We start from the raw sequence: 20966 nt of genomic DNA, 5'->3' as shown, positions 1-20966 counted from the left end.
GGCCCGTGCCGACAGGCTTCTTCGAACGCCGCTCCATCGCAGCGCGTCTGCTGATCCTCGGAGCGCTGTGGACCGGCGTCGTCCTGCTTCTCGGCGGGCTGGCGCTGTCCCAGGTCTACCGCCGCACCAGCGAGCGCGCCTTCGACGAGCGGCTGCAGGTCTATCTCACCGACATCGTTGCCGATCTCGCCGGCCCAGAGCCGCTCGACGACAAGGCGCTCGGCACTCTCGGCGAGCCGCGCTTCGACCTGCCCCTCTCTGGCTGGTACTGGCAGGTGATCCGCGTCGACCCCGGCAGCAAGGGGGAGATGCGGGCTTCCAAGTCTCTCTTCGGCAGCAGGCTGCCGCCGCTCGCGGAACTCGGGGCGCCCGCGCGCGAGGGCGATGCCCGCGAGGCCTATTACGACGGCGTGGACGGGCGCCGGCTGCGCGTCGTCGAGCGTGTCATCGACCTCGGTGACGAGGGGCGCTACCTCGTCTCGGTCGCGGCTCCGGCTGACACCATCGAGAGCGATATCCGCCAGTTCGAACTGGTCGTGGCGGCGACCTTCCTCACCCTGGCGCTCGTGCTCGGGCTGACGACCCTGCTGCAGGTGCGCTACGGCCTGCGCCCGCTCGTGCGGCTGCGTCGTGCGGTCGGCGCCGTCCGCCTCGGCGAGGCCGAGCGCATTGCCGGCACATTCCCCGACGACATTGCGCCGCTCGCGGGCGAGCTCAACCTCCTCATCGACAGCAACCGTGAGATCCTGGAGCGCGCCCGCACCCAGGTGGGCAACCTCGCCCATGCCCTGAAGACCCCCCTGAGCGTCATTCTCAACGAGGCCGATGCCCGGAACGATCCACTCGCCGTCAAGGTGCGCGAGCAGGCCCTCGTCATGCGTGACCAGGTGAACTACTACCTCGAGCGCGCCCGTGCGGCGGCGCTCGCGGGCACCCTGGGTACCATCACGGAAGTTGAACCGGCCGTCGCCGGCATCGTGCGGGCTCTGGAGCGCATCCATGAGCGGCGCGGCCTTTCCCTGACGCTCGAGGTCGAGCCGGGCCTGCGCTTCCGCGGCGAGCGGCAGGATCTCGAGGATATGGTGGGCAACCTTGCCGACAACGCCTGCAAGTGGGCGGCCAGCCGCGTCCGGATCCGCGCCAGTGCCGTGCCGGGCAGCGAGCCGCCGGTTCTCCTCGTCCTCGTCGATGACGACGGTCCGGGTCTCGGCGAGGCCGAGCGCCAGGCGGCCGTGCAGCGCGGGCGACGTCTCGACGAGAGCAAGCCCGGCTCCGGCCTCGGCCTTGCCATCGTCAGCGAGCTGGCCGGACTCTACGGCGGCGCGCTTGAACTCGGCGTGGCGCCCGAGGGGGGATTGCGCGCCAGCCTGCGGCTGCCACGGGTGTGAGACGGATCAATGTCTTGCATGCTGCGTGACCTTATGTCGCCGCATCGTGACATGAGCCGGCCACAGGCCTTGAGCTAAACAGAGCTCATGCTGATCTGGCTTGTCTTTGCCCTGATGACCGGCGCAGCCGTGCTTGCGGTGCTGTGGCCCCTGTCGCGCGCCGAGCCGGCCGATGCGGCCGAGGCCGGCGACGCGGCCTTCTTCCGCCAGCAGATGGCCGATCTCGAACGCGACCGCGAGGCGGGCCTCGTCTCCGAGAGCGAGGCCGAGGCGCTGCGCGCCGAGATCGGCCGGCGCCTGCTGCGCGCGTCGCGCGCGGACGGGCGCAGGGGCCCCGAGGGGGAGCCGGCCCTGCGCCGGCGTCGTGCCGCCTCGGCCATCGCGCTCTCGACGATTCCGCTCCTCGCGCTCGCCACTTATGGCGCCATGGGCTCGCCGCACCTGCCGCAGGTGCCCTTGGCCGCGCGCATGGACGGCAAGGAGTTTGACGTCGGTGCCGCCGTCGCGAAGATCGAGGCGCATCTTGCCCAGAACCCCGGCGACGGCCGTGGCTGGGAGGTGCTGGCCCCGGTCTATCTGCGGGCGGGACGCTTCGGAGACGCGGCACGTGCCTATCAGTCGGCCATCGACATCCTGGGCGAGACCCCGTCGCGCCTCACCGATCTGGGAGAGGCCGTGACAGCCGAGGCAGGCGGCATCGTCGACGCGCGGGCACGCGCCGCCTTCGAGCGCGCCCTTGCGCTCGATCCGGCCAATCCCAAGGCGAGATACTACCTCGCGCTCGCCGCCGGCCAGGACGGGGACAGCGCCAGAGCGGCCGACATGCTGCAGAAGCTCCTGGCCGATGCGCCGGCCGACGCGCCCTGGCGCGGCGCCGTCGAGCAGCGGCTTGCAGCCCTTTCGGCCAGCGCCAGTGCCAATGCCATCGTCTCGCAGCCGCAGGAAGAACAGGCGCGGGCCATCCGCGGCATGGTGGAGGGGCTCGCCGCCCGGCTCGAGGCGGACGGATCGGACGCTGCCGGCTGGGCCCGGCTCGTGCGCTCCTATGTCGTCCTCGGCGAGAAGGACAAGGCCCGCGAGGCTCTGGACAAGGCACGGAAGCAGCTTGCGGCCGATGCCGCCTCGCTCGATATGTTGACGGCGCTCGCGCGCGAGCTGTCACTCGAAACCGACGGGACCGGAGCGCGGCAGTGACCCGCAAGCAAAGACGTCTCACGCTCATCGCCGCGGCCCTGGCCGTGCTCGGGGTGGCGCTCGGGCTCGTGCTGTTCGCCATGCGCGACAGCATCGTGTTCTTCTATTCACCGACGGATATCGAGGCCAAGGCGGTCGCGCCCGGCACGCGCCTGCGTCTGGGCGGCCTCGTTGCCGCGGGCTCGGTGGTGAAGGGCGAGGGCCAGAACGTGACCTTCGCCGTGACCGATACGAACCGCAGCATCACCGTGCGCTATACGGGCCTGTTGCCGGACCTCTTCCGTGAGGGGCAGGGGGTCGTGGCAGAGGGGGTGCTCGAAGGGCCGGGACTGTTCCGGGCTGACAGCGTGCTCGCCAAACACGACGAGAACTACATGCCGCGCGAGGTCGCCGACAGCCTGAAGGAGCAGGGGCTGTGGCAGCACAGCGGCAAGGCGGATGCGCCGGCCGGCAGCCCAACCACGGCGAGCGAGTGAGGCCTGATGTTCGTCGAAACGGGGCACTATGCGCTGACCCTCGCCCTCGGGCTCTCGCTCGTGCAGTTTCTCATGCCGCTGTGGGGGGCCACGGTGCGTGACGGCGCGCTCGCGGCCATCGCCACGCCGGCCGCGCTTGCCGCCTTCGCCTGCGTGGCACTGGCCTTCTCGGCGCTGACCTATGCCTATGCGACGTCGGACTTTTCGCTGGTCAATGTCGTCGAGAACTCGCACTCGCTGAAGCCGTTCGTCTACAAGCTCACGGGCGTATGGGGCAATCACGAGGGTTCCATGCTGCTGTGGGTGCTGATCCTCACCCTGTTCGGCGCCATGGTGGCCCTGTCGCGTCGCGCCGTGCCGTCGCGCCTGCGCCACCTGACGCTCGCCATACAGGGCGCGGTCGCCTTCGCCTTCCTCGCCTTCATCGAGTTCACCTCAAACCCCTTCCTGAGGCTGGACCCGGCGCCCTTCGAAGGGCAGGACCTCAATCCGATCCTGCAAGATCCCGGCCTCGCCGTTCACCCGCCGCTGCTTTACATCGGCTATGTCGGCTTCTCCATTTCCTTCGCCTTCGCGCTGGCGGCGCTCATCGAAGGGCGCATTGATGCCGTCTGGGCGCGCGCCGTGCGGCCGTGGACGCTCACGGCCTGGCTCTTCCTTACGCTCGGCATCGCGATGGGCTCCTACTGGGCCTATTACGAGCTGGGCTGGGGCGGCTGGTGGTTCTGGGATCCGGTGGAGAACGCGTCGCTGATGCCGTGGCTCGCAGGCACGGCGCTGCTGCATTCCACGATCGTGATGGAAAAGCGTGATGCGCTGAAGGTCTGGACCATCCTGCTCGCCATCCTCACCTTCTCGCTGTCGCTGCTCGGCACCTTCCTCGTGCGCTCGGGCGTGCTGACCTCTGTGCATTCCTTCGCCACGGACCCGACGCGCGGCGCCTTCATCCTCGCCATTCTCGTCGTCTTCATCGGCGGGGGCTTCGCCCTGTTCGCCTGGCGCGCACCGCTGCTGCGCCAGGGCGGGCTGTTCGCGCCGGTCTCGCGGGAGGGGGCGCTCGTCGTCAACAACCTGCTGCTCGTCACGGCCTGCGCCACCGTGTTCATCGGCACGCTCTATCCGCTGGCGCTGGAGGCGCTGACGGGCGCCAAGATTTCCGTCGGCGAGCCCTTCTTCAACGCGACCTTCCTGCCGATCGTGATGCCGCTGCTCGCGCTTATCCCCATCGGCCAGACGATTGCCTGGAAGAGAGGCGATCTGCTCGGCACGCTGCAGCGCCTGTGGGTTGCCTACGGTGCGGGCATCGCCGGCGCGCTCGTCGTCCTCGCCCTCGTCCGCGGCGGGCCGGTGCTCGCCCTCGTGGGTATCGGGCTCGGGGTCTATCTCGTCGTCGGCTCGGCGGTGGACATCTTCCACCGCGCCGGAGGGGCGCGCGTCGCTCTGCCCGTCATGCTGCGCCGTGCGCTCGGCCTGCCGCGTTCGGCCTGGGGCACCGCCATCGCCCACGCCGGTGTCGGCATCACTGTCCTCGGCATCGCCGCCCAGGCCTGGAGCACCGAGACGCTGGCCGTGGTCAACCGCGGCGATCTCGTCAGTGCCGGTGGCTACACGCTGCGGCTCGACGCCGTCTTCCCGCGCACGGCCCACAACTACCGCGAGGACGTGGCGCGCTTCACCGTTCTGCGCGACGGACGCATCGTCGGCACCGTCGAGGGGGCGAAGCGCCTCTATGTGACGCGCGGCATGCCGACCACGGAGGCCGGCATCATGACGCTCGGGCCGAGCCAGCTCTACGTGAGCGTCGGCGAGCCGCAGCCGTCCGGCGGGCTCGGCGTGCGCATCTACTGGAAGCCCTACGTGCTCTTTGTCTGGCTCGGTGCCGTTGTCATGGCCGCCGGCGGGCTCCTTTCCCTGACGGACCGGCGCCTGCGCGTCGCCGCACCTGCGGCTGCCCGCGCCCGGATGGTTCCGGCGGAGTAGGGCGATGCGACGGTTCCTGCCCGTCTTTGCCGCCGTTCTCCTCCTTGCCCTGCCCGCGCTCGCGGTGCAGCCGGACGAGGTGCTGCGCGACCCGGCGCTTGAGGCGCGGGCGCGGGCTATCTCCGCCGAGCTGCGCTGCCTCGTCTGCCAGAACCAGTCCATCGACGATTCCGATGCGCCGCTCGCGCGCGACCTGCGCATCCTCGTGCGGGAGCGCCTCAGCGCGGGAGACAGTGACGAGGAGGTGCGCAACTTCGTCGTGGCCCGCTATGGCGACTTCGTGCTGCTGCGTCCGCCGTTCAACTGGCAGACGGCCTTGCTCTGGGGCGGTCCTTTCCTCGTGCTCCTCGCCGGCATCGCTGCGATCGTGACCGCGGCGCGGCGCCGGCGGACGGAAGTCGCGGCTATCGCACCGCTGAGCGACGAGGAGAAGGCTCGCCTCGCCGCCCTGCTCGAAGGGCGCGATCAGGACGCCTGACAGCCGCTCGGTGCCTTTTCCTGTCCTCGGCCGAATGGTCCCGGCCGTCGTCATGCGCTGCCGGCAGATGCACCGCCGGGCACGATGGCGCATGCTGGCGCCTCTGATCGGCCGCGCGATTCATGTCGCGCGGCAGCCGAGGGGGAGTGGAGCCATGACGCGAGGCGTCGGAGCCGAGGAAGACGTGTGCCGCTGGCTGGCGGAGCGGGAGGGCGAGATGCTGGCCCTCCTCGAAGAGGTGGTGAACATCGACAGCGGTAGCTACGACAAGGCCGGTGTCGACGCCGTGGGTGAGCGCTTTGCCCGCTTCTTCGCCGACCATGGCATTCCCGTTTCCTGGCGGCGGGGCGAGACCTACGGCGATGCGCTGCGCGCGGAGCTCGCCTGCCCCGGCAGCAATCTCAAGCCGGTCCTCCTTCTCGGCCATCGCGACACGGTCTTCCCCAAAGGCGAGGCGGCGCGCCGGCCCTTCAAGATTGTCGACGGGCGTGCCTACGGCCCGGGCGTCGCCGACATGAAGGGCGGGCTTGTCATCAATGCCTTCGTTCTCGCCGCGCTCGCGGCGCGGAATGCCGCTCCTGGGCCGGTCGTGGTGCTGATGACGGGGGACGAGGAAATCGGCTCGCCCTTCTCCCGCAAGATCATCGAGGAGGAGGCGGCGGCGTCGCGCGCCGTGTTCAACGGCGAGCCGGGCCGCGCCTCCGGCAACATCGTCAGCGGTCGCAAGGGCGGCGTGTTCCTACACCTCGAGGTCTTCGGGAAGGCGGCCCACTCGGGCGCCAACTTCGGCGATGGGGCGAGCGCCATCGGCGAGCTCGCCCACAAGATCGTCGCCCTGCATGCGCTGACCGATCTTGAGGCCGGCATCACCGTCAACGTGGGCACCGTGCGCGGCGGCCAGTCGGTCAACACGACGGCGCCCTACGCCGAGGCAGAGGTCGACATGCGATACGTGACACCGCATCAGCGCGCCGCGCTCGTTGCGGAGGTGGAGCGCATCGTGGCTGCATCCACCGTTCCCGGCACCCACGCGCGCTTCACCACGCGCGGCGACTTCCTGCCTCTCGTCGCCACGCCCGAAAGCGAGCGCATGATGGCGACCTACAAGGCTGCGGCCGCCGATTCGGGCCTTGTCGTCGAGGGGGAGTTCACCGGCGGCTGCTCTGACGCCGGCTTCTCGGCGGCGGTCGGAACGCCCACGCTCTGCGGCCTCGGGCCGGTGGGCGGCAAGGCGCACTCGCCGGAAGAGTACATGGAGGTTGCCTCGCTCGTGCCGCGCGCCCAGGCGCTGGCGCGCGCCGTGATGCGGTGTGAGGCGGGGCGCTGAGGCCGCCGGCACCCTTACGAAGATTTCATGTCCTCGTGAGGCTGCCGTAAGGCGCGGTTGGCCATCTTCGGTGGCGAAAACGGGCTGAGCCCGAGAATTTCGCCAACGGAGATGGCTATGCACGAGAAAGACCACAGCGAAGCCCTGAAGGCCCGCATCAAGTCCCCGAAGCGCGCCAGCCGGCGCATGTCCATGCTGCTGGGCGCCGTCGCCCTCGGTGCCCTGACCACCGGGGCAATGCTGCAGAGCAGCTTCGATGTCGGACCGACCCCCGCCTATGCACAGAACCTGTCGGCCCAGGTGCCGGCGGCGACCTCTGCCGGCTTCGCCGATGTCGTCGACCACGTGAAGCCCGCCGTCGTGTCCGTGCGCGTGAAGGTGGCGGTCGAGGGGGCGAGCGCCGAAGGGTTCGACCTGCGCCAGTTCGGCCTGCCTGAGGGCAGCCCCTTCGAGAAGTTCTTCCGCCGTTTCGGCGACGAAGGCCAGCGGCCCGCTCCGCGCCGCTACGGCGAGGCCCAGGGTTCCGGCTTCTTCATCTCGGCCGACGGCTATGTCGTCACCAATAACCACGTCGTGGAGAAGGCGCGCGAGGTCGAGATCCAGACCGACGACGGCAAGACCTATTCCGCCAGGATCGTCGGCACCGATCCCAAGACCGACCTGGCGCTGCTCAAGGTCGATGCCGAGGGCGGCTTCCCCTATGTCAGCTTCGCGCGCAATGCACCGCGCGTGGGCGAGTGGGTGCTCGCCGTCGGCAATCCCTTCGGCCTCGGTGGCACCGTGACGGCGGGTATCGTCTCGGCCCGCGGCCGCGACATCGGCGCCGGCCCCTACGACGACTTCCTGCAGATCGACGCGGCTGTGAACCGCGGCAACTCCGGCGGGCCGACCTTCAACGCCGCCGGTGAGGTCGTGGGCGTCAACACAGCCATCGCCTCGCCCTCGGGCGGCAATGTCGGCATCGCCTTCGCCATCCCGGCCGAGACGGTGCAGAAGGTCGTCGCCGAGATCAAGGAGCACGGTGCGGTGCGCCGCGGCTACCTCGGCGTGCAGATCCAGCCCATCAGCAAGGACATCGCCGAAGGGCTCGGCCTCGACGACGCCAAGGGTGCCATCGTCGCCCGCGTCGAAGGGGGGAGCCCGGCCGAGAAGGCCGGCATCAAGACCGGTGACGCCATCCTCGCCGTCGATGGACACGAGGTGAAGAACGCCCGCGAGTTGGCCCGCGACATCGCCGGCTTCGCGCCGGGCAAGTCGGTGGACGTTACCGTCTGGCGCGACGGCAAGAAGCGCGAGATCTCCGTCACGCTGACGAAGATGCCCGGCGAGAAGACCGCGAGCGCCGAGACCGGCGAGGAGCAGGGCGGCAAGCTCGGCCTTTCGCTGGCGCCCGCCAGCTCGGTGGACGGCGCCGACAAGGAAGGCGTCGTCGTCGTGGGGGTCGAGCCGGGCAGCCCAGCCGAGGAGCGCGGCCTGCGCTCGGGTGACGTGATCGTCTCCGTCGGCGGCAAGAAGGTCGAGACCCCGCAGGACGTGCGCGAGGCCGTCAAGGAGCTGCGCAAGGAGGGGCGCAAGGCCGTGCTGATGCAGGTCGAGTCGGCCAACGGGGCCCGCTTCGTCGCGCTGCCCATCGCCTGATCCTCGGGAAGGGGCGGCGGGCCGCCTGTCGCCCACAGACCGTCGCCCCCTCCCGCACGGCGGCAGGCCGGACATCCCCGCGTCCGGTCTGCCGTTTGCATTTCGGAGTTGCTACCATGAGCGCCATGAAGATTCTCGTCATCGAAGATGATCAGGAGGCCGGCGCCTACATGGTGAAGGCCTTTCGCGAGGCGGGCCATGTGGCGGACCACGCGGCCGATGGCCTCGATGGCTACGCCATGGCGCGCGAGGGCGAATACGACGTTCTCGTCGTGGACCGCATGCTGCCCAAGCTCGACGGGCTGTCGCTGATCCGCTCGCTGCGCGAGCAGAACGTGGATACGCCCGTGCTCATCCTCTCCGCGCTGGGGCAGGTGGACGACAGGGTCAAGGGCCTGCGGGCGGGCGGCGACGACTATCTGCCCAAGCCCTACGCCTTTTCGGAGCTGCTGGCGCGGGTCGAGGTGCTCGCCCGCCGCAAGAAGGGTGCGAACGGCGAGCCGACCAGTTACCAGGTGGGCGACCTCGTGCTCGACCGCCTGTCGCATCGTGTGACGCGCGGCGGGCAGGAGATCGTGTTGCAGCCGCGCGAGTTCCGCCTGCTCGAGTATCTCATGAAGCACGCCGGACAGGTGGTGACGCGCACCATGCTGCTCGAGAACGTGTGGGACTATCACTTCGACCCGCAGACGAACGTCATCGACGTGCATGTCTCTCGCCTGCGCTCGAAGATCGACAAGGGCCAGGACGTGCCGCTGATCCAGACGGTGCGCGGAGCGGGATACATGATCCGTGACGGGTCTCGGTAAGCTCTTCCGCACGACAGCCTTCAAGCTGTCGGCGGCCTATCTCCTCGTCTTCGTCCTCTTCGCGGGCTCCATCCTGGGCTATGTTGCGTGGAACGCGCGGCGCGTCCTCGACGACCAGATCCAGGGCACTATCGACGCCGAGCTGCAGGGGCTGGCCGAGCAGTATCGCATCGGCGGCATCCGCCGGCTCGTCAACATCATCGACCGGCGCTCGCGGGCGCCGAGCGCCTCGCTCTACCTCGTCACAACAGTCACCGGCGAGCCGCTGGCGGGCAATGTCGTGGACGTGCCCTTCGACGTTCTCGACGAACCCGGCTCGCGCGAGATCGCCTACAGGCGCAGCGACGAGGCGGGCGACCGGGAGTTCCGCGCGCTCGTGCGCGTCTATGTGCTGCCCGGCGGCTTCCGGCTCCTCGTCGGCCGCGACGTCGAGGAGCGGTTGCAGCTGCAGGCCGTCATCCGCCGGGCGCTGGCCCTGTCCATCGGCCTCGTCACCGTGCTCGCCTGCCTCGGCGGCTGGTTCATCACCCGGCGCGTGCTCAAGCGCGTCGACGAGATGACCGAGACGACACGCACGATCATGGAAGGCGACCTCGACGGGCGCCTCGCCGTGACGGGCACCGGCGACGAGCTCGACCGTCTGGCGCGAAACCTCAACGACATGCTCAGCCGTATCGGCGAACTGATGGCCGGCATGCGCGAGGTATCCGACAACATCGCCCATGACCTCAAGACGCCCCTGACGCGCCTGCGCAACCGCGCCGAGGAAGCGCTGCGCGCGGCGAAGTCACCGGACGAGTACGCCGCCGCGCTCGAAGGCATCATCGACGAATCCGACAATCTCATCCGCATCTTCAATGCGCTTCTGATGATCGCGCGGCTTGAGGCCGGCAACGCCACCCCCTCCATGGGCGATTTCGATGCCGCCGAGATCGCCGGCAGTCTCGCGGAGCTTTACGAGCCCCTCGCCGAGGAGGCGGGCATGCCGCTCGTCGCGGACATCGAGCCGAACCTGCCGGTGCACGGAAACCGCGAGCTCATCAGCCAGGCGCTCGCCAATCTGATGGACAACGCCCTCAAATACGGCACAAGCTGCGAAACGACGCCGGAGGTGAGGATCCGCGCCCGGCGAGTCGGCGACATGGTGGAGATCGCGGTGAGCGACCGGGGGCCGGGCATTCCCGAAGGAGAGCGCGAACGCGTGCTGGAGCGTTTCGCGCGCCTGGAGAGCGCGCGTTCCAAGCCCGGCTTCGGCCTCGGCCTCAGCCTCGCCTCGGCCGTCGCGCGCCTGCACGCGGGGGCGCTGCGGCTCGAGGACAACGGGCCGGGCCTGCGGGCCGTGCTCGCCCTGCCGCTGGCGAAGGGCGGGATCAAGGCCGGCCATGTCGGCGCCGAGGCGGCGCTCGCGCGACCATCGCTATGAAACAGGCAGAAAACAGAACGTGACAGGGCTGGAAACGACCTCTCTCGCCGCCGCGGTCCGCTGCTTGCCGGCACCCCCTGCCAAGGCCGCCGTCGCACGCTTGAGGGCTGACCTGGCGGGCGAAGGCGAGACCTTCGACGCACTCGGCCGCCTTTTCGCAGCTCATCCGCAGCTGCAGAAGCTCACTGCCGCCTTCGCCGACTACTCACCCTTCCTGTGGCGGCTGGTGACGACGAAGCCGGAGCGGTTCCTGGCCCTCGCGGAGGCCCCGCCGGATGAGGTCCGCGCCCGCATCCTCGCCGACGTGAAGCGGGCGGGGGAGGAGGCGCAGGAGACCTCTGACATCATGCGCCGCCTCCGGCGTCTGCGCGCGGAGTTCGCGCTCTTCGTCGCCTTGTGCGACTGCGGTGGCGTGTGGGACCTTCCGCAGGTTACGCGTGCGCTCAGCGATTTCGCTGACGCCTGCGTGGCGGCCGCCGTCACCTTCCTCCTGCGCGAGGCGCGAGAGGCGGGGCGCCTCGTCGCCGCGGACGGGGACGGGCCGGGCTTCGTCGTGCTGGCGCTCGGCAAGCACGGCGCGCGGGAGCTCAACTATTCGAGCGACATCGATCTCGTCGTCTTCTTCGACCCCGAGGCGCCGCTGCGCGAGGGGCTGGAACCGGCCCCCTTCTTCGTGCGCCTGACGCAGGGGCTGGTGAAGATCCTGCAAGAGCGCACCGGAGACGGCTATGTCTTCCGCGTCGACCTGCGCCTGCGGCCCGACCCCGGCTCCACGGCCGTCGCGGTGTCGCTGCCGGCCGCCTTCTCCTATTACGAGAGCGTCGGCCAGAACTGGGAGCGCGCCGCTTTCATCAAGGCGCGCCCGGTGGCCGGCGACATCGCCCTCGGCGAGCGCTTCCTCGCCGATCTGCGCCCCTTCGTCTGGCGCAAGTACTTCGACTTCGCCACCATCGCCGACATCCACGCGATGAAGCGGCAGATCCACGCCGTGCGCGGCCACGAGGCCATCGCGGTGGCGGGGCACGACATCAAGCTCGGTCGTGGCGGCATCCGCGAGATCGAGTTCTTCGTGCAGACGCAGCAGCTCGTCTTCGGCGGACGTCGCCCCTCGCTGCGCGGCCGCCGGACGCTCGAAGTCCTCGACGCTCTCGTCGAGGAAAAGTGGATCACGCCCGAGGCGCGTGACGACATGGCGGCAGCCTATGTCTTCCTGCGCACGGTCGAGCATCGGTTGCAGATGGTGGCGGACGAGCAGACGCAGCGCCTGCCGGACGACCCGGAGGCGCTCGCGCGCGTCGCCCGCTTCTGCGGATTCGCGACGGTGGAGGCCTTCGGCAAGGCGCTGACCGCCCATGCGCGCAAGGTGCAGGGCCACTACGCCATGCTGTTCGAGGAGGGGCCGGAGCTGGCAGCCGAGGCCGGCAGCCTCGTCTTCACGGGCACGGGCGATGACCCCGAGACGCTGGAGACCTTGCGGCGGCTCGGTTTCGCCGATCCGCCCCGCGTCGCGGAGACGGTGCGCGGATGGCACTTCGGCCGCCGCGCGGCCGTCACGAGCGCGCGTGCGCGCGAGGTGCTGACGGAGCTGACGCCGGCGCTCCTGACGGCGCTCGGCCAGACCGCGGCGCCCGACGCGGCCCTGGCCGCACTCGACGAGGCCTTCGGCCGCATGCCTGCCGCGGTCGAGCTGCTCTCCATTCTGCGCTCCAACGAGCGGCTGCTGCGCCTCTTTGCCGACCTTCTCGGCGGCGCGCCGCGGCTTGCCGAGGTCGTTTCGGCCGGTCCGCACGTGCTCGACGCAGTTATCGACCCGACCTTCCTCGACCCGACGACCGACGAGGCCGCCATCGAGGCGCGGCTCAGGAGCCTCGTCGGCACGCCGGCGGGCTACGAGGACTTTCTCGACCGGCTGCGCGAGGCGGTGCGGCAGGAGAACTTCCTTGTCGGCGCGCGCTTCCTGTCCGACATCCTGTCGCCGCCGCGGGCGGGCGAGGCTTTCGCCGCCGTGGCACAGGCCGCCGTGCGCCTCAGCCTGGACGCCGCACAGGCGGCCTTCGCCGAGGAGCATGGCCGGGTGCCCGACGGGCGCGCTGTCGTCCTGGGTCTTGGCCGGCTCGGCGCGCGCGAGATGACGGCGACGTCGGATCTCGACCTCGTCGTCATCTACGATTTCGATCCCGACAACCGGGAGAGTGACGGGCGCCGTCCCCTCGATGCCGTGGTCTACTACAGCCGTCTGACACAACGCCTCGTGAGCGCGCTGACGGTGCCGACGCGCCGCGGTGGGCTCTACGAGGTCGACATGCGCCTGCGCCCCTCGGGGCGCAAGGGGCCGGTCGCGACGCAGTTCGACGGCTTCCTGGCCTATCAGAGGACCGAGGCCGAGACGTGGGAGCACATGGCGCTGACGCGTGCCCGCGTCATCGCCGGCGACCCGTCCCTCGCCGCGGAGGTGGAGGAGGCGATCGCGTCGGTGCTGCGTGAGAGCCGCGACCGGGAGAAGCTCGCCGCGGACATCCGCGACATGCGTGCGCTCATCGCGCAGGAGAAGGGTGATGATCCGGGGGACCTCAAGCTCGCTGCCGGCGGGCTCGTGGACATCGAGTTCATCGCCCAGTTCCTGATCCTGGCCCATGCGGCGGAGGAGCCGGCCCTGATCGTGCCCGGCACGGCGCACGTGCTCGCCCGCGCGGCTGAAAAGGGCATCCTGCCGCCGGGGCGGGCCGACGTGCTGCGCCCAGCCTACGACCTGCTGTCGAGTGTCTTCCAGTGGCAGCGCCTGACGGTGGAGGGGCGCTTCGACCCGAAGACCGTTGCTCCCGCGATTCAGAAGCGCATCGCCACTGCCGTTGGGCTGCCCGACCAGAAGGTGCTGGCCCGGACGCTAGACGACACGCGTCGCCAGGTGCGCACCGTCTTCAACGAGCTGCTCGGCGCCGGCGACGCGGGCAAGGCGCACAAGGCAAAGGATTAGGGCGCCGCCCGGTCCTCACGCGGCCTTGCGCTGCTCCGCCTGCGGCAGATGCACCATGACGATGGTGCCGGAGCCGGGGGTGGAGCGGATGCGCAGCGAGCCTCCGTGCAGCTCCGTCAGCGAGCGGGCGATGGCGAGCCCGAGGCCCGAGCCCTTGTAGGTCTTGTTGTACTCGGTCTCGACGGTGGTGAAGGGCTGGCCGAGTTTGCCGATGGCCTCGCGCGGAATGCCGATGCCGTTGTCCTCGACATAGATGTTGACGGCACCCACAGCGTTGCGTGCGCGCAGGGCGACGCGGCCGCCTTCGGGCGTGAACTTGACCGCGTTGCGCAGCAGGTTGACGAGGACCTGCCGCAGGGCCCGCGGATCGGCGTCGAGCATCCGGGACGGCAGTGTCTCGAGCTCGAGCGTGATGTTCTTCGCCTCCGCGGCCTCGCTCACGGAGCGCATGGCCTCCGTCATCACCTTGTCGAGGGGGAACCACTCCCTCTCCAGCTTGTGGCGACCGGCCTCGATGCGCGACATGTCGAGGATGTCGTTGATGACGGAGAGCAGATACTGTCCGCTCTGGCGGATGTCCTGGCAGTACTCGGCGTACTTCTTGTTGCCCAGCTCGCCGAAGATGCCGTTCGCCATGATTTCCGAGAAGCCGATGATGGCATTGAGCGGCGTGCGCAGCTCGTGGCTCATGTTGGCGAGGAACTCGGACTTGGCGCGGTTGGCGTCCTCCGCATGGGCCTTCTGCTCCAGATAACGTTCCGCGAGGTCGGCGAGCTGCTGGGCCTGGATCTCGAGCTTCTGGCGCGAGCGCTTGAGATCCATCACCGTGGCGATGAGGCGGCGCTCGGAATCAAGCAGCTTCTCCTCGTGGCGCTTCAGGGCGGTGATGTCGGTGCCGACCGAGACATAGCCGCCGTCCTTTGTGCGGCGCTCGTTGATCTGCAGCCAGCGGCCGTCGGCAAGGCGCGCCTCGAAGCTGCGCGCGCCGATGTCGGTGTGCTCGCCGGTGAGGGACTGCGTCGTGACGACGAGCGGCCGGCTAGCGTTCATGATTTCGGTATAGGTGCGCCCGGCCTGGGCAATCTCCGGCGTCAGGCCGTGCAGCTTCTGGAACTTGGAGTTGCACATCACGAGGCGGTTGTCGGCGTCCCACAGGACGAACGCCTCGGAGATGGTCTCGATGGCGTCGCGCAGGCGCATGTCCGCGGTGGCGGTGCGCTCCGCGAGGCGGCGCTGCTCGGTGATATCGACGGCGATGCCGACGAGATGGGGGCCCTCGGTCGGATCCCCGTCGACGATCTCGGCGCGTGCGTTGATCCAGACCCACTCGCCGTTGGCGGCACGGATGCGGAAATCGTGGTCAATGGCGGTGGTGCGCGAGGCCGCCAGCATGTCTGCGAGGCCGTAGAGATCCGTGTCGTCCGGGTGGACGAGGCTGTTGACCTCGCCGAAGGACAGGAACTCGTCGCGCCGCCGGTACCCGAGGATGGCGTACATGGAGTCGGACCAGTAGATGCGTCCGCGTGCGATGTCCCAGTCCCACAGGCCGCAGCGGCCGCGGTTGAGGGCGGCGTCCACCCGCTCCTTCACCTTGTCGCAGATCTCATCGGCTGCCTTGGCGCGCCCGGCCTGCATGAAATAGGCGGCCGAGATGGCGAGCAGCACGAAGGCGGCGGCGGCGATCAGCGTCATCTGGCTCCAGGTCTGTGCCCGCCAGTGAGCGAGCGCGCCGGAGACGGGCTGCACCACGGCCAGCTGGCCGCCGCTGGCGCCGATGTTGCGCACGGTGGCCAGTGCATCTGTGCCGCCGGCAATCGTCAGGCGCAGCACGCCCGCCCGGTCCGCGAAGGTGGTGAGGGGTTGCGACGCACCGAGCACGTCGACCAGCAGCTGGCCGGTGGCGAGCTGGGCCGGAATTGCGCCGATCACGGCGCCCGTGGCGTCGGCGAGGAGGAGGCTGCGGCCGTTCGCCAGCATCGCCGCCGGGATCTGGCGCTCGAAGGCGGCCACGATGTCTTGCACCGTGGCGGGGCTGCTGTCGCGCGTCACTTCGGCATCGAGGACGCGCGCAGCGAGGGAGGCAAGGGTGTCAATCTCGGCAGCGGCGGCGTTCAGCGTCTCCTTGCGGGCGTCGATGGCCTGCAGCGAGGCCCCCGTGACGAGCGAGACGAGGAAGACGACAAGCAACGCCGGAACGGCAAGGCGCAGCCAGGGTTCTGCCAGAACGAGCCTTCGGTAGGCGGGATGTGCTATGGAGCGCGCAATCCCGAGAATCGTGCCCGCGCGCGCGGGCACGTACGTCGCGTCGACGCCCGCCATTGAATGCCCCCTTCGGAGTCCAAACGTCTCATCGGAAAGACGTGCCGCATCTCACCGAATCACCAACATCTGAATCCCGAAGGGGCCGTTTGTCCAGAGTCTTTATGATTGGTTGACACGACGCGGGAAATGCTTGTTGTGCAGATGCTTTTCCGCTGACGCGCCCTCTGGACTACTTCAAACTACATTTAGTATCTCACGACAGGGATCGGCCCGATATGTCGGCGACATCGGGCGAGAGGCCAGGCGTTTCGGCGACGCGGCGCAGCGCCTTCTCGGCGAGCGCCCTGCGTCCGGGCTCCAGCATCTTCCACGTGCGGAAGGCTGTGAGCAGCCGTGCCGCCACCTGTGGATTGCGCGCGTCGAGCGCGATCACGATGTCGGCGAGGAACTCGTAGCCGGCGCCGTCGGGCCTGTTGAACTGGGTGAGATTGCCCATCGCAAAGCTGCCGATGAGCGAGCGGACCCTGTTGGGGTTGCCCATCGAGAAGGCAGGATGGCTCATCAGGCCGCGCACTCGCTCCAGGGTCCCCGTCTCGGGGATCATCGCCTGCAGCGAGAACCACTTGTCGAGGACGAGCGCATTGTCTCGGAAACGCTCCGCGAACTCGGCGAGCGCTGTCTCGCGCGCTGTGCCCGGCAGGTGCGACAGAACGGAGAGTGCCGCGAAGCGGTCCGTCATGTTGTCGGCGTCGCGGAACTGGTGCAGGGCGAACGCCTCACCCTCGGCCGGCCGGCCAGCCGCGAGCAGGTCGAGGCACGCATTGCGCAGCGCCCGCCGGCCCGCACCGGCTGCGTCGGGCGTGTAGGGCTCGCGCGTGGTCAGGCGGCCATAGAGCTCCGCCAGCTCGTCGCCGAGCGCCGCGCCGATCTCGGCCTTCACCAGCCGCCGCGCGTGGTGCACTGCATCCGGATCCACGTCGTGGCCGATCTCGCGCGCGATATCGGCTTCCGTCGGCAGGGCGAGCACCTGGGCGGCGAAGGCGGGGTCGCTGGCAGCGCGCATGGCGAGGAAGTGGCGAAGCGCATCGGCCATGCGATGGTCGGCGGCGCGCTTGTCGCCCGCGACAGCGCGCAGGATCGCCCGCGTCGCGACCGTCTGGGCGGACTGCCACTGGTTGAAGGGGTCGCTGTCGTGGCGGAAAAGGACGAGCAGATCCTCCTCCTCAAGGTCGATCTCCAGCCTGACCGGCGCCGAGAAGCCGCGCAGAAGCGACGGCACCGGCTTCTCGGGCACGTCGGTGAAGGTCAGTGTCGCCGACGGGCCGTCGAGCACGAAGACGCCCGGCGCGTGGCCCTCGGTGGCCGGCGGCGAGAGGGGGATGTCTGCCCCGCTCGCGCCGACGAGCCCGAGGCTGATCGGGATGACCTGCGGCGACTTTTCCAGCTGCCCCGGCGTCGGCGGCGTCGCCTGGGTCAGCGTCAGGCGATAGACCTTCGCCGCCGGGTCGTAGTGGCCGCGGGCGGTGACGGTCGGCGTGCCGGCCTGCTCGTACCACAGGGCAAAATGGCCGAGGTCGCGGCCGCTTGCCTCCGCGAAACAGGAGAGAAACTGCTCGATCGTCGCCGCCGTCCCGTCGTAGCGGTCGAAATAGAGGTCCATGCCGCGGCGGAACGCTTCCTCGCCGATCAGCGTCCGCAGCATGCGGATGACCTCCGCGCCCTTCTCGTAGACCGTCGCCGTATAGAAGTTGTTGATTTCGCGATACTGGCGCGGGCGCACGGGGTGGGCGAGGGGGCCTGAATCCTCGGCGAACTGCTGCGACCGGAGCACGCGCACGTCGGCGATGCGCTTGACCGCGCGGGAGCGCTGGTCGGCGGAGAACTCCTGGTCACGGAAGACCGTGAGCCCTTCCTTCAGGCAGAGCTGGAACCAGTCCCGGCAGGTGATGCGGTTGCCGGTCCAGTTGTGGAAGTATTCGTGGGCGATGATCGCCTCGATGTTGGCGTAGTCCGTGTCGGTGGCCGTCTCCGGGCTGGCGAGTACGTACTTGTCGTTGAAGATGTTGAGGCCCTTGTTCTCCATCGCCCCCATGTTGAAGTCCGACACGGCGACAACGTTGAACACGTCGAGATCGTACTCGCGGCCGAAGACGCGCTCGTCCCACGCCATGGAACGCTTCAGCGCGTCGAGGGCATAGGCCGCATCGCCGGCCTTGCCCGGCTCGACATAGACGGCAATATCGACGCGCCGCCCCGACATGGTCGTGAACGTGTCAGCCACCTTGTCGAGGCGCCCGCCGACGATGGCGAAGAGATAGCAGGGCTTGGGAAAGGGATCGTGCCAGACAGCGTAGTGGCGGCCGCCGCCGGCGTCACCTGCCTTGACCGGATTGCCGTTGCCAAGCAGCACTGGCGCCTCGTCCCGATCCGCCTCGATGCGGGTGGTGAAGACAGAAAGGACGTCCGGCCGGTCGAGGAAATAGGTGATGCGACGGAAGCCCTCGGCCTCGCACTGGGTGCAATAGGCGCTGCCCGACCGGTAAAGCCCCATCAGCTTGGTATTGGCCGTGGGGTCGATCTCGGTCTCGATGGTCAGCGTGAACGGCGATGCCGGCGGGGCGTGGATGACGAGGCGCTCGGGCGAGGCCTCGTAGGCGTCCGGGGCGGCGGGCCGGCCGTCGATGGCGAGGGAGATGAGGCGCAGCTCGTCGCCGTCGAGCACCAGCGGAGCCGACGGCCTGCCGGCGGCATTGGCGCGCAGGTGCAGCGTCGCGCGGACGCGGGTGGCGTGCCGGTCGAGCCGGATGTCCAGTTCCGTGCGGTCGATCAGGTAATCCGTCGGCCTGTAGTCCTCCAGCCTGATGACGGCGCCGCTCTCGTCACGCATCAGCACTCGCTCCCGTAGCTTGTTTCAACGATAGCTGCTCGAGCCACCCGCCGCGATGTCTCTTCCGGCAGGGTCCTGCGGCCGCGGCTCTGCATGGCCGACGATTCGGCCGATTTCGGGGTGGTCGATGCGCATTCTCCGGTCGAGCTCGTCGACCATATCGTGCACGGTCGCGATGTCGAGGCCGGGATCGAGCCGGCAGTGGTAGTTGACGACGTGGCCGGCCGGCGTCTCGCGCACCCGCACGCTGTGCACGCCGGTGATGCCGTTGCATTCGCGTGCATGGTTGGCAAGGGAGAGGGCGATGCCGGCAACGGTCTCCGCATCCGCCTCACGCCCCTCGAGATGCTGCACCACGAGCGGCTCGATGTGGCTCTCCACCTCCACCTGCGGGCCGAGCTCCTCGACGAGCGCCGCCTCGAGGCGGCTTGCCACCTCGTGCGCCTGGGCCAGCGTGAGCCGGGCGTCGACCTCGATGTCGAAGCTCACCGACAGGCGGTTGGCGAGGTTCTGCACCGTCACATGATGCACCGGCACGCGCAGGCGCGCGGCGGTCAGCATCACCCGCTCGAGGATGGTCTCGTCGTCAATCTGCACGGGCGTTGTCGAGATCGTGAACTCGCTGTCCGGCAGATCCGTACGGATGGCGCCGAGCACACGCTCCTTGATCTGGGTGACACGGTCGAGCGGTAGGGTGCGCGAGACGAAGATGCCTACCTCGCCCATGATCTGCGAGCCGGAGGAGCGCACACGCACCCGCTCCACGCCAACGACGCCAGGCACCTTCTCGGCCAGTCCCGTCACCCGCTCGGCGAGGCCCTTGGGCGCCGTGTCGAGCAGGGTGTCGATGGTGCGTCGGGCAAGCCTGAAGCCGGCGATGGCGATGAAGAACGAGACGCCGATGGCGATCAGCGCATCTGCCTGCGGATAGCCGAGATGGGCCGCCGCGAAGGCAACGAGCACGCAGGCGGAGTTGACGAGATCAGACGAGAAGTGCAGCGCGTCGGCCGCCAGCGCCTCGCTGCCCGTCTCGCGGGCTACGCGGGCTAGCCCCCACCAGCGCCAGCCGTCGACGAACATCGAGCCGACCACCACCGCAACCGCCGGCCAGGAGAGGAAGATCTCCGTCTGTCCGCTCGACAGCCGCCGCACGCCCTCCACGGCGATGATGCCCGAAAGGAGAAAGAGGAAGGCCGTCTGCACCAGCGCGGAGAGGGACTCGAACTTGCCGTGGCCGTAATGGTGCCGCGCGTCGGCCGGCTTGTGCGCGGCGCGCACGGCCAGCCACGTCATGGTCGTGGCTGCCACGTCGAGCAGGCTGTTGGCCGCGTCCGAGATGAGGGCGAGCGAGCCCGTGGCGTAGCCGGCGACGCCCTTGCCGATGGTGAGCCCGGCACTCGCCAGGATCGAGACGAAGGCGGCGCGCTCCTTGCGACGCTCGCTGCGCCGCCGCTCCGGCGAGATGGACGGTGGACTCATGGCACCTATTCCGCTTGCGGGTTTGACTTGCCCGCGGCATCGACGATCCTTTCCGCAGCGGACGGGAGAGGATCCATGCGATATCTGCACACGATGGTGCGTGTCTCGAATCTCGAAGACTCGCTGGACTTTTATTGCAACAAGCTCGGCCTCGTCGAGGTGCGGAGGGTGGAGAACGAGAAGGGGCGCTATACCCTCGTGTTCCTCGCCGCGCCGAAGGACATGGAGGCGGCCGCGAAGAGCCAGGCCCCGCTGCTCGAGCTCACGTACAACTGGGATCCCGAAGAATACACGGGCGGGCGCAACTTCGGCCACCTGGCCTATCGCGTCGACGACATCTACGAACTTTGCGACCGGCTGATGAAGGCGGGTGTCACCATCAACCGCCCGCCGCGCGACGGCTACATGGCCTTCATCCGCTCACCGGACGGCATCTCCATCGAGCTCCTGCAGGAGGGTGAGCCCAAGCCTCCGGCCGAGCCCTGGGCCTCCATGCCAAACACCGGAACTTGGTGAGGCCGGCGGCGGCGCTGCCATCCCTCCGGCGACCGGCCGCTGCGGCGCGATGCCGGGCGGCCGGTGAGCCGGAGAGGCGCCATGGTCCGGAGCCTTCAGGCTCCGCTTGCAGAGCGGGAAGGCGGGCGAAGCCCC

General features: G+C 69.3%; 14 protein-coding genes. 11 read left to right on the top strand and 3 right to left on the bottom strand.

Annotated elements, in window-relative coordinates; genetic code table 11:
• The first annotated feature begins 5 nt into the window (after positions 1-5).
• The 10 genes from HNQ73_RS09860 (at position 6) to HNQ73_RS09815 (ending at position 13687) form a co-directional block, all read left to right on the top strand.
• Complete coding sequence (locus HNQ73_RS09860) at positions 6-1388, top strand: ATP-binding protein (protein WP_183334672.1); 1383 nt, start codon at positions 6-8, stop codon at positions 1386-1388.
• A gap of 87 nt (positions 1389-1475) precedes the next feature.
• A complete protein-coding gene (gene ccmI / locus HNQ73_RS09855; RefSeq protein ID WP_183334671.1) occupies positions 1476-2582 on the top strand; it encodes a c-type cytochrome biogenesis protein CcmI in 1107 nt (368 codons plus the stop codon).
• Positions 2579-3058, top strand: coding sequence for a cytochrome c maturation protein CcmE (gene ccmE, locus HNQ73_RS09850; protein ID WP_183334670.1), 480 nt, complete (start codon positions 2579-2581; stop codon positions 3056-3058). Before ccmI ends, ccmE begins: the two co-directional genes overlap by 4 nt.
• A gap of 6 nt (positions 3059-3064) precedes the next feature.
• Complete coding sequence (locus HNQ73_RS09845; protein WP_183334669.1) at positions 3065-5038, top strand: heme lyase CcmF/NrfE family subunit; 1974 nt, start codon at positions 3065-3067, stop codon at positions 5036-5038.
• Between the two features lie 4 nt (positions 5039-5042).
• On the top strand, positions 5043-5516 hold the full coding sequence (locus HNQ73_RS09840; RefSeq protein ID WP_183334668.1) for a cytochrome c-type biogenesis protein: 474 nt from the start codon (positions 5043-5045) through the stop codon (positions 5514-5516).
• A gap of 154 nt (positions 5517-5670) precedes the next feature.
• Positions 5671-6843, top strand: coding sequence for a M20 family metallopeptidase (locus tag HNQ73_RS09835; protein WP_183334667.1), 1173 nt, complete (start codon positions 5671-5673; stop codon positions 6841-6843).
• Between the two features lie 117 nt (positions 6844-6960).
• Positions 6961-8481, top strand: a complete 1521-nt coding sequence (locus HNQ73_RS09830; RefSeq protein WP_244650068.1) for a Do family serine endopeptidase — start codon at positions 6961-6963, stop codon at positions 8479-8481.
• A gap of 125 nt (positions 8482-8606) precedes the next feature.
• Positions 8607-9290, top strand: coding sequence for a response regulator transcription factor (locus HNQ73_RS09825; RefSeq protein WP_183334960.1), 684 nt, complete (start codon positions 8607-8609; stop codon positions 9288-9290).
• Entirely contained in the window at positions 9274-10713 is a 1440-nt protein-coding gene (locus HNQ73_RS09820) for a HAMP domain-containing sensor histidine kinase (RefSeq protein WP_183334665.1), read from the top strand. Before HNQ73_RS09825 ends, HNQ73_RS09820 begins: the two co-directional genes overlap by 17 nt.
• Before the next feature lie 19 nt (positions 10714-10732).
• Positions 10733-13687, top strand: a complete 2955-nt coding sequence (locus tag HNQ73_RS09815; protein WP_244650067.1) for a bifunctional [glutamine synthetase] adenylyltransferase/[glutamine synthetase]-adenylyl-L-tyrosine phosphorylase — start codon at positions 10733-10735, stop codon at positions 13685-13687.
• Positions 13688-13702: 15 nt separating this feature from the next.
• On the opposite strand, the gene HNQ73_RS09810 is transcribed toward HNQ73_RS09815, so the two are convergent.
• The 3 genes from HNQ73_RS09810 to HNQ73_RS09800 form a co-directional block, all read right to left on the bottom strand.
• A complete protein-coding gene (locus tag HNQ73_RS09810) occupies positions 13703-16006 on the bottom strand; it encodes a sensor histidine kinase (RefSeq protein WP_183334664.1) in 2304 nt (767 codons plus the stop codon).
• A gap of 196 nt (positions 16007-16202) precedes the next feature.
• The gene (gene pepN / locus HNQ73_RS09805; protein WP_183334663.1) at positions 16203-18836 is read right to left on the bottom strand and encodes an aminopeptidase N; all 2634 of its coding nucleotides are present in this window, start codon (positions 18834-18836) and stop codon (positions 16203-16205) included.
• 24 nt (positions 18837-18860) lie between these two features.
• Positions 18861-20315, bottom strand: coding sequence for a cation diffusion facilitator family transporter (locus tag HNQ73_RS09800; RefSeq protein ID WP_183334662.1), 1455 nt, complete (start codon positions 20313-20315; stop codon positions 18861-18863).
• A 75-nt stretch (positions 20316-20390) separates the two neighbouring features.
• Here HNQ73_RS09800 and HNQ73_RS09795 point away from each other — a divergent pair, with 75 nt between their 5' ends.
• Entirely contained in the window at positions 20391-20831 is a 441-nt protein-coding gene (locus HNQ73_RS09795; RefSeq protein WP_183334661.1) for a VOC family protein, read from the top strand.
• Positions 20832-20966 lie beyond the last annotated feature (135 nt).

The sequence above is a fragment of the Chelatococcus composti genome, assembly GCF_014201415.1.
GTDB classification, from domain to species: Bacteria; Pseudomonadota; Alphaproteobacteria; order Rhizobiales; family Beijerinckiaceae; genus Chelatococcus_A; species Chelatococcus_A composti.
This window is presented reverse-complemented; position numbering and strand designations above follow the sequence as displayed.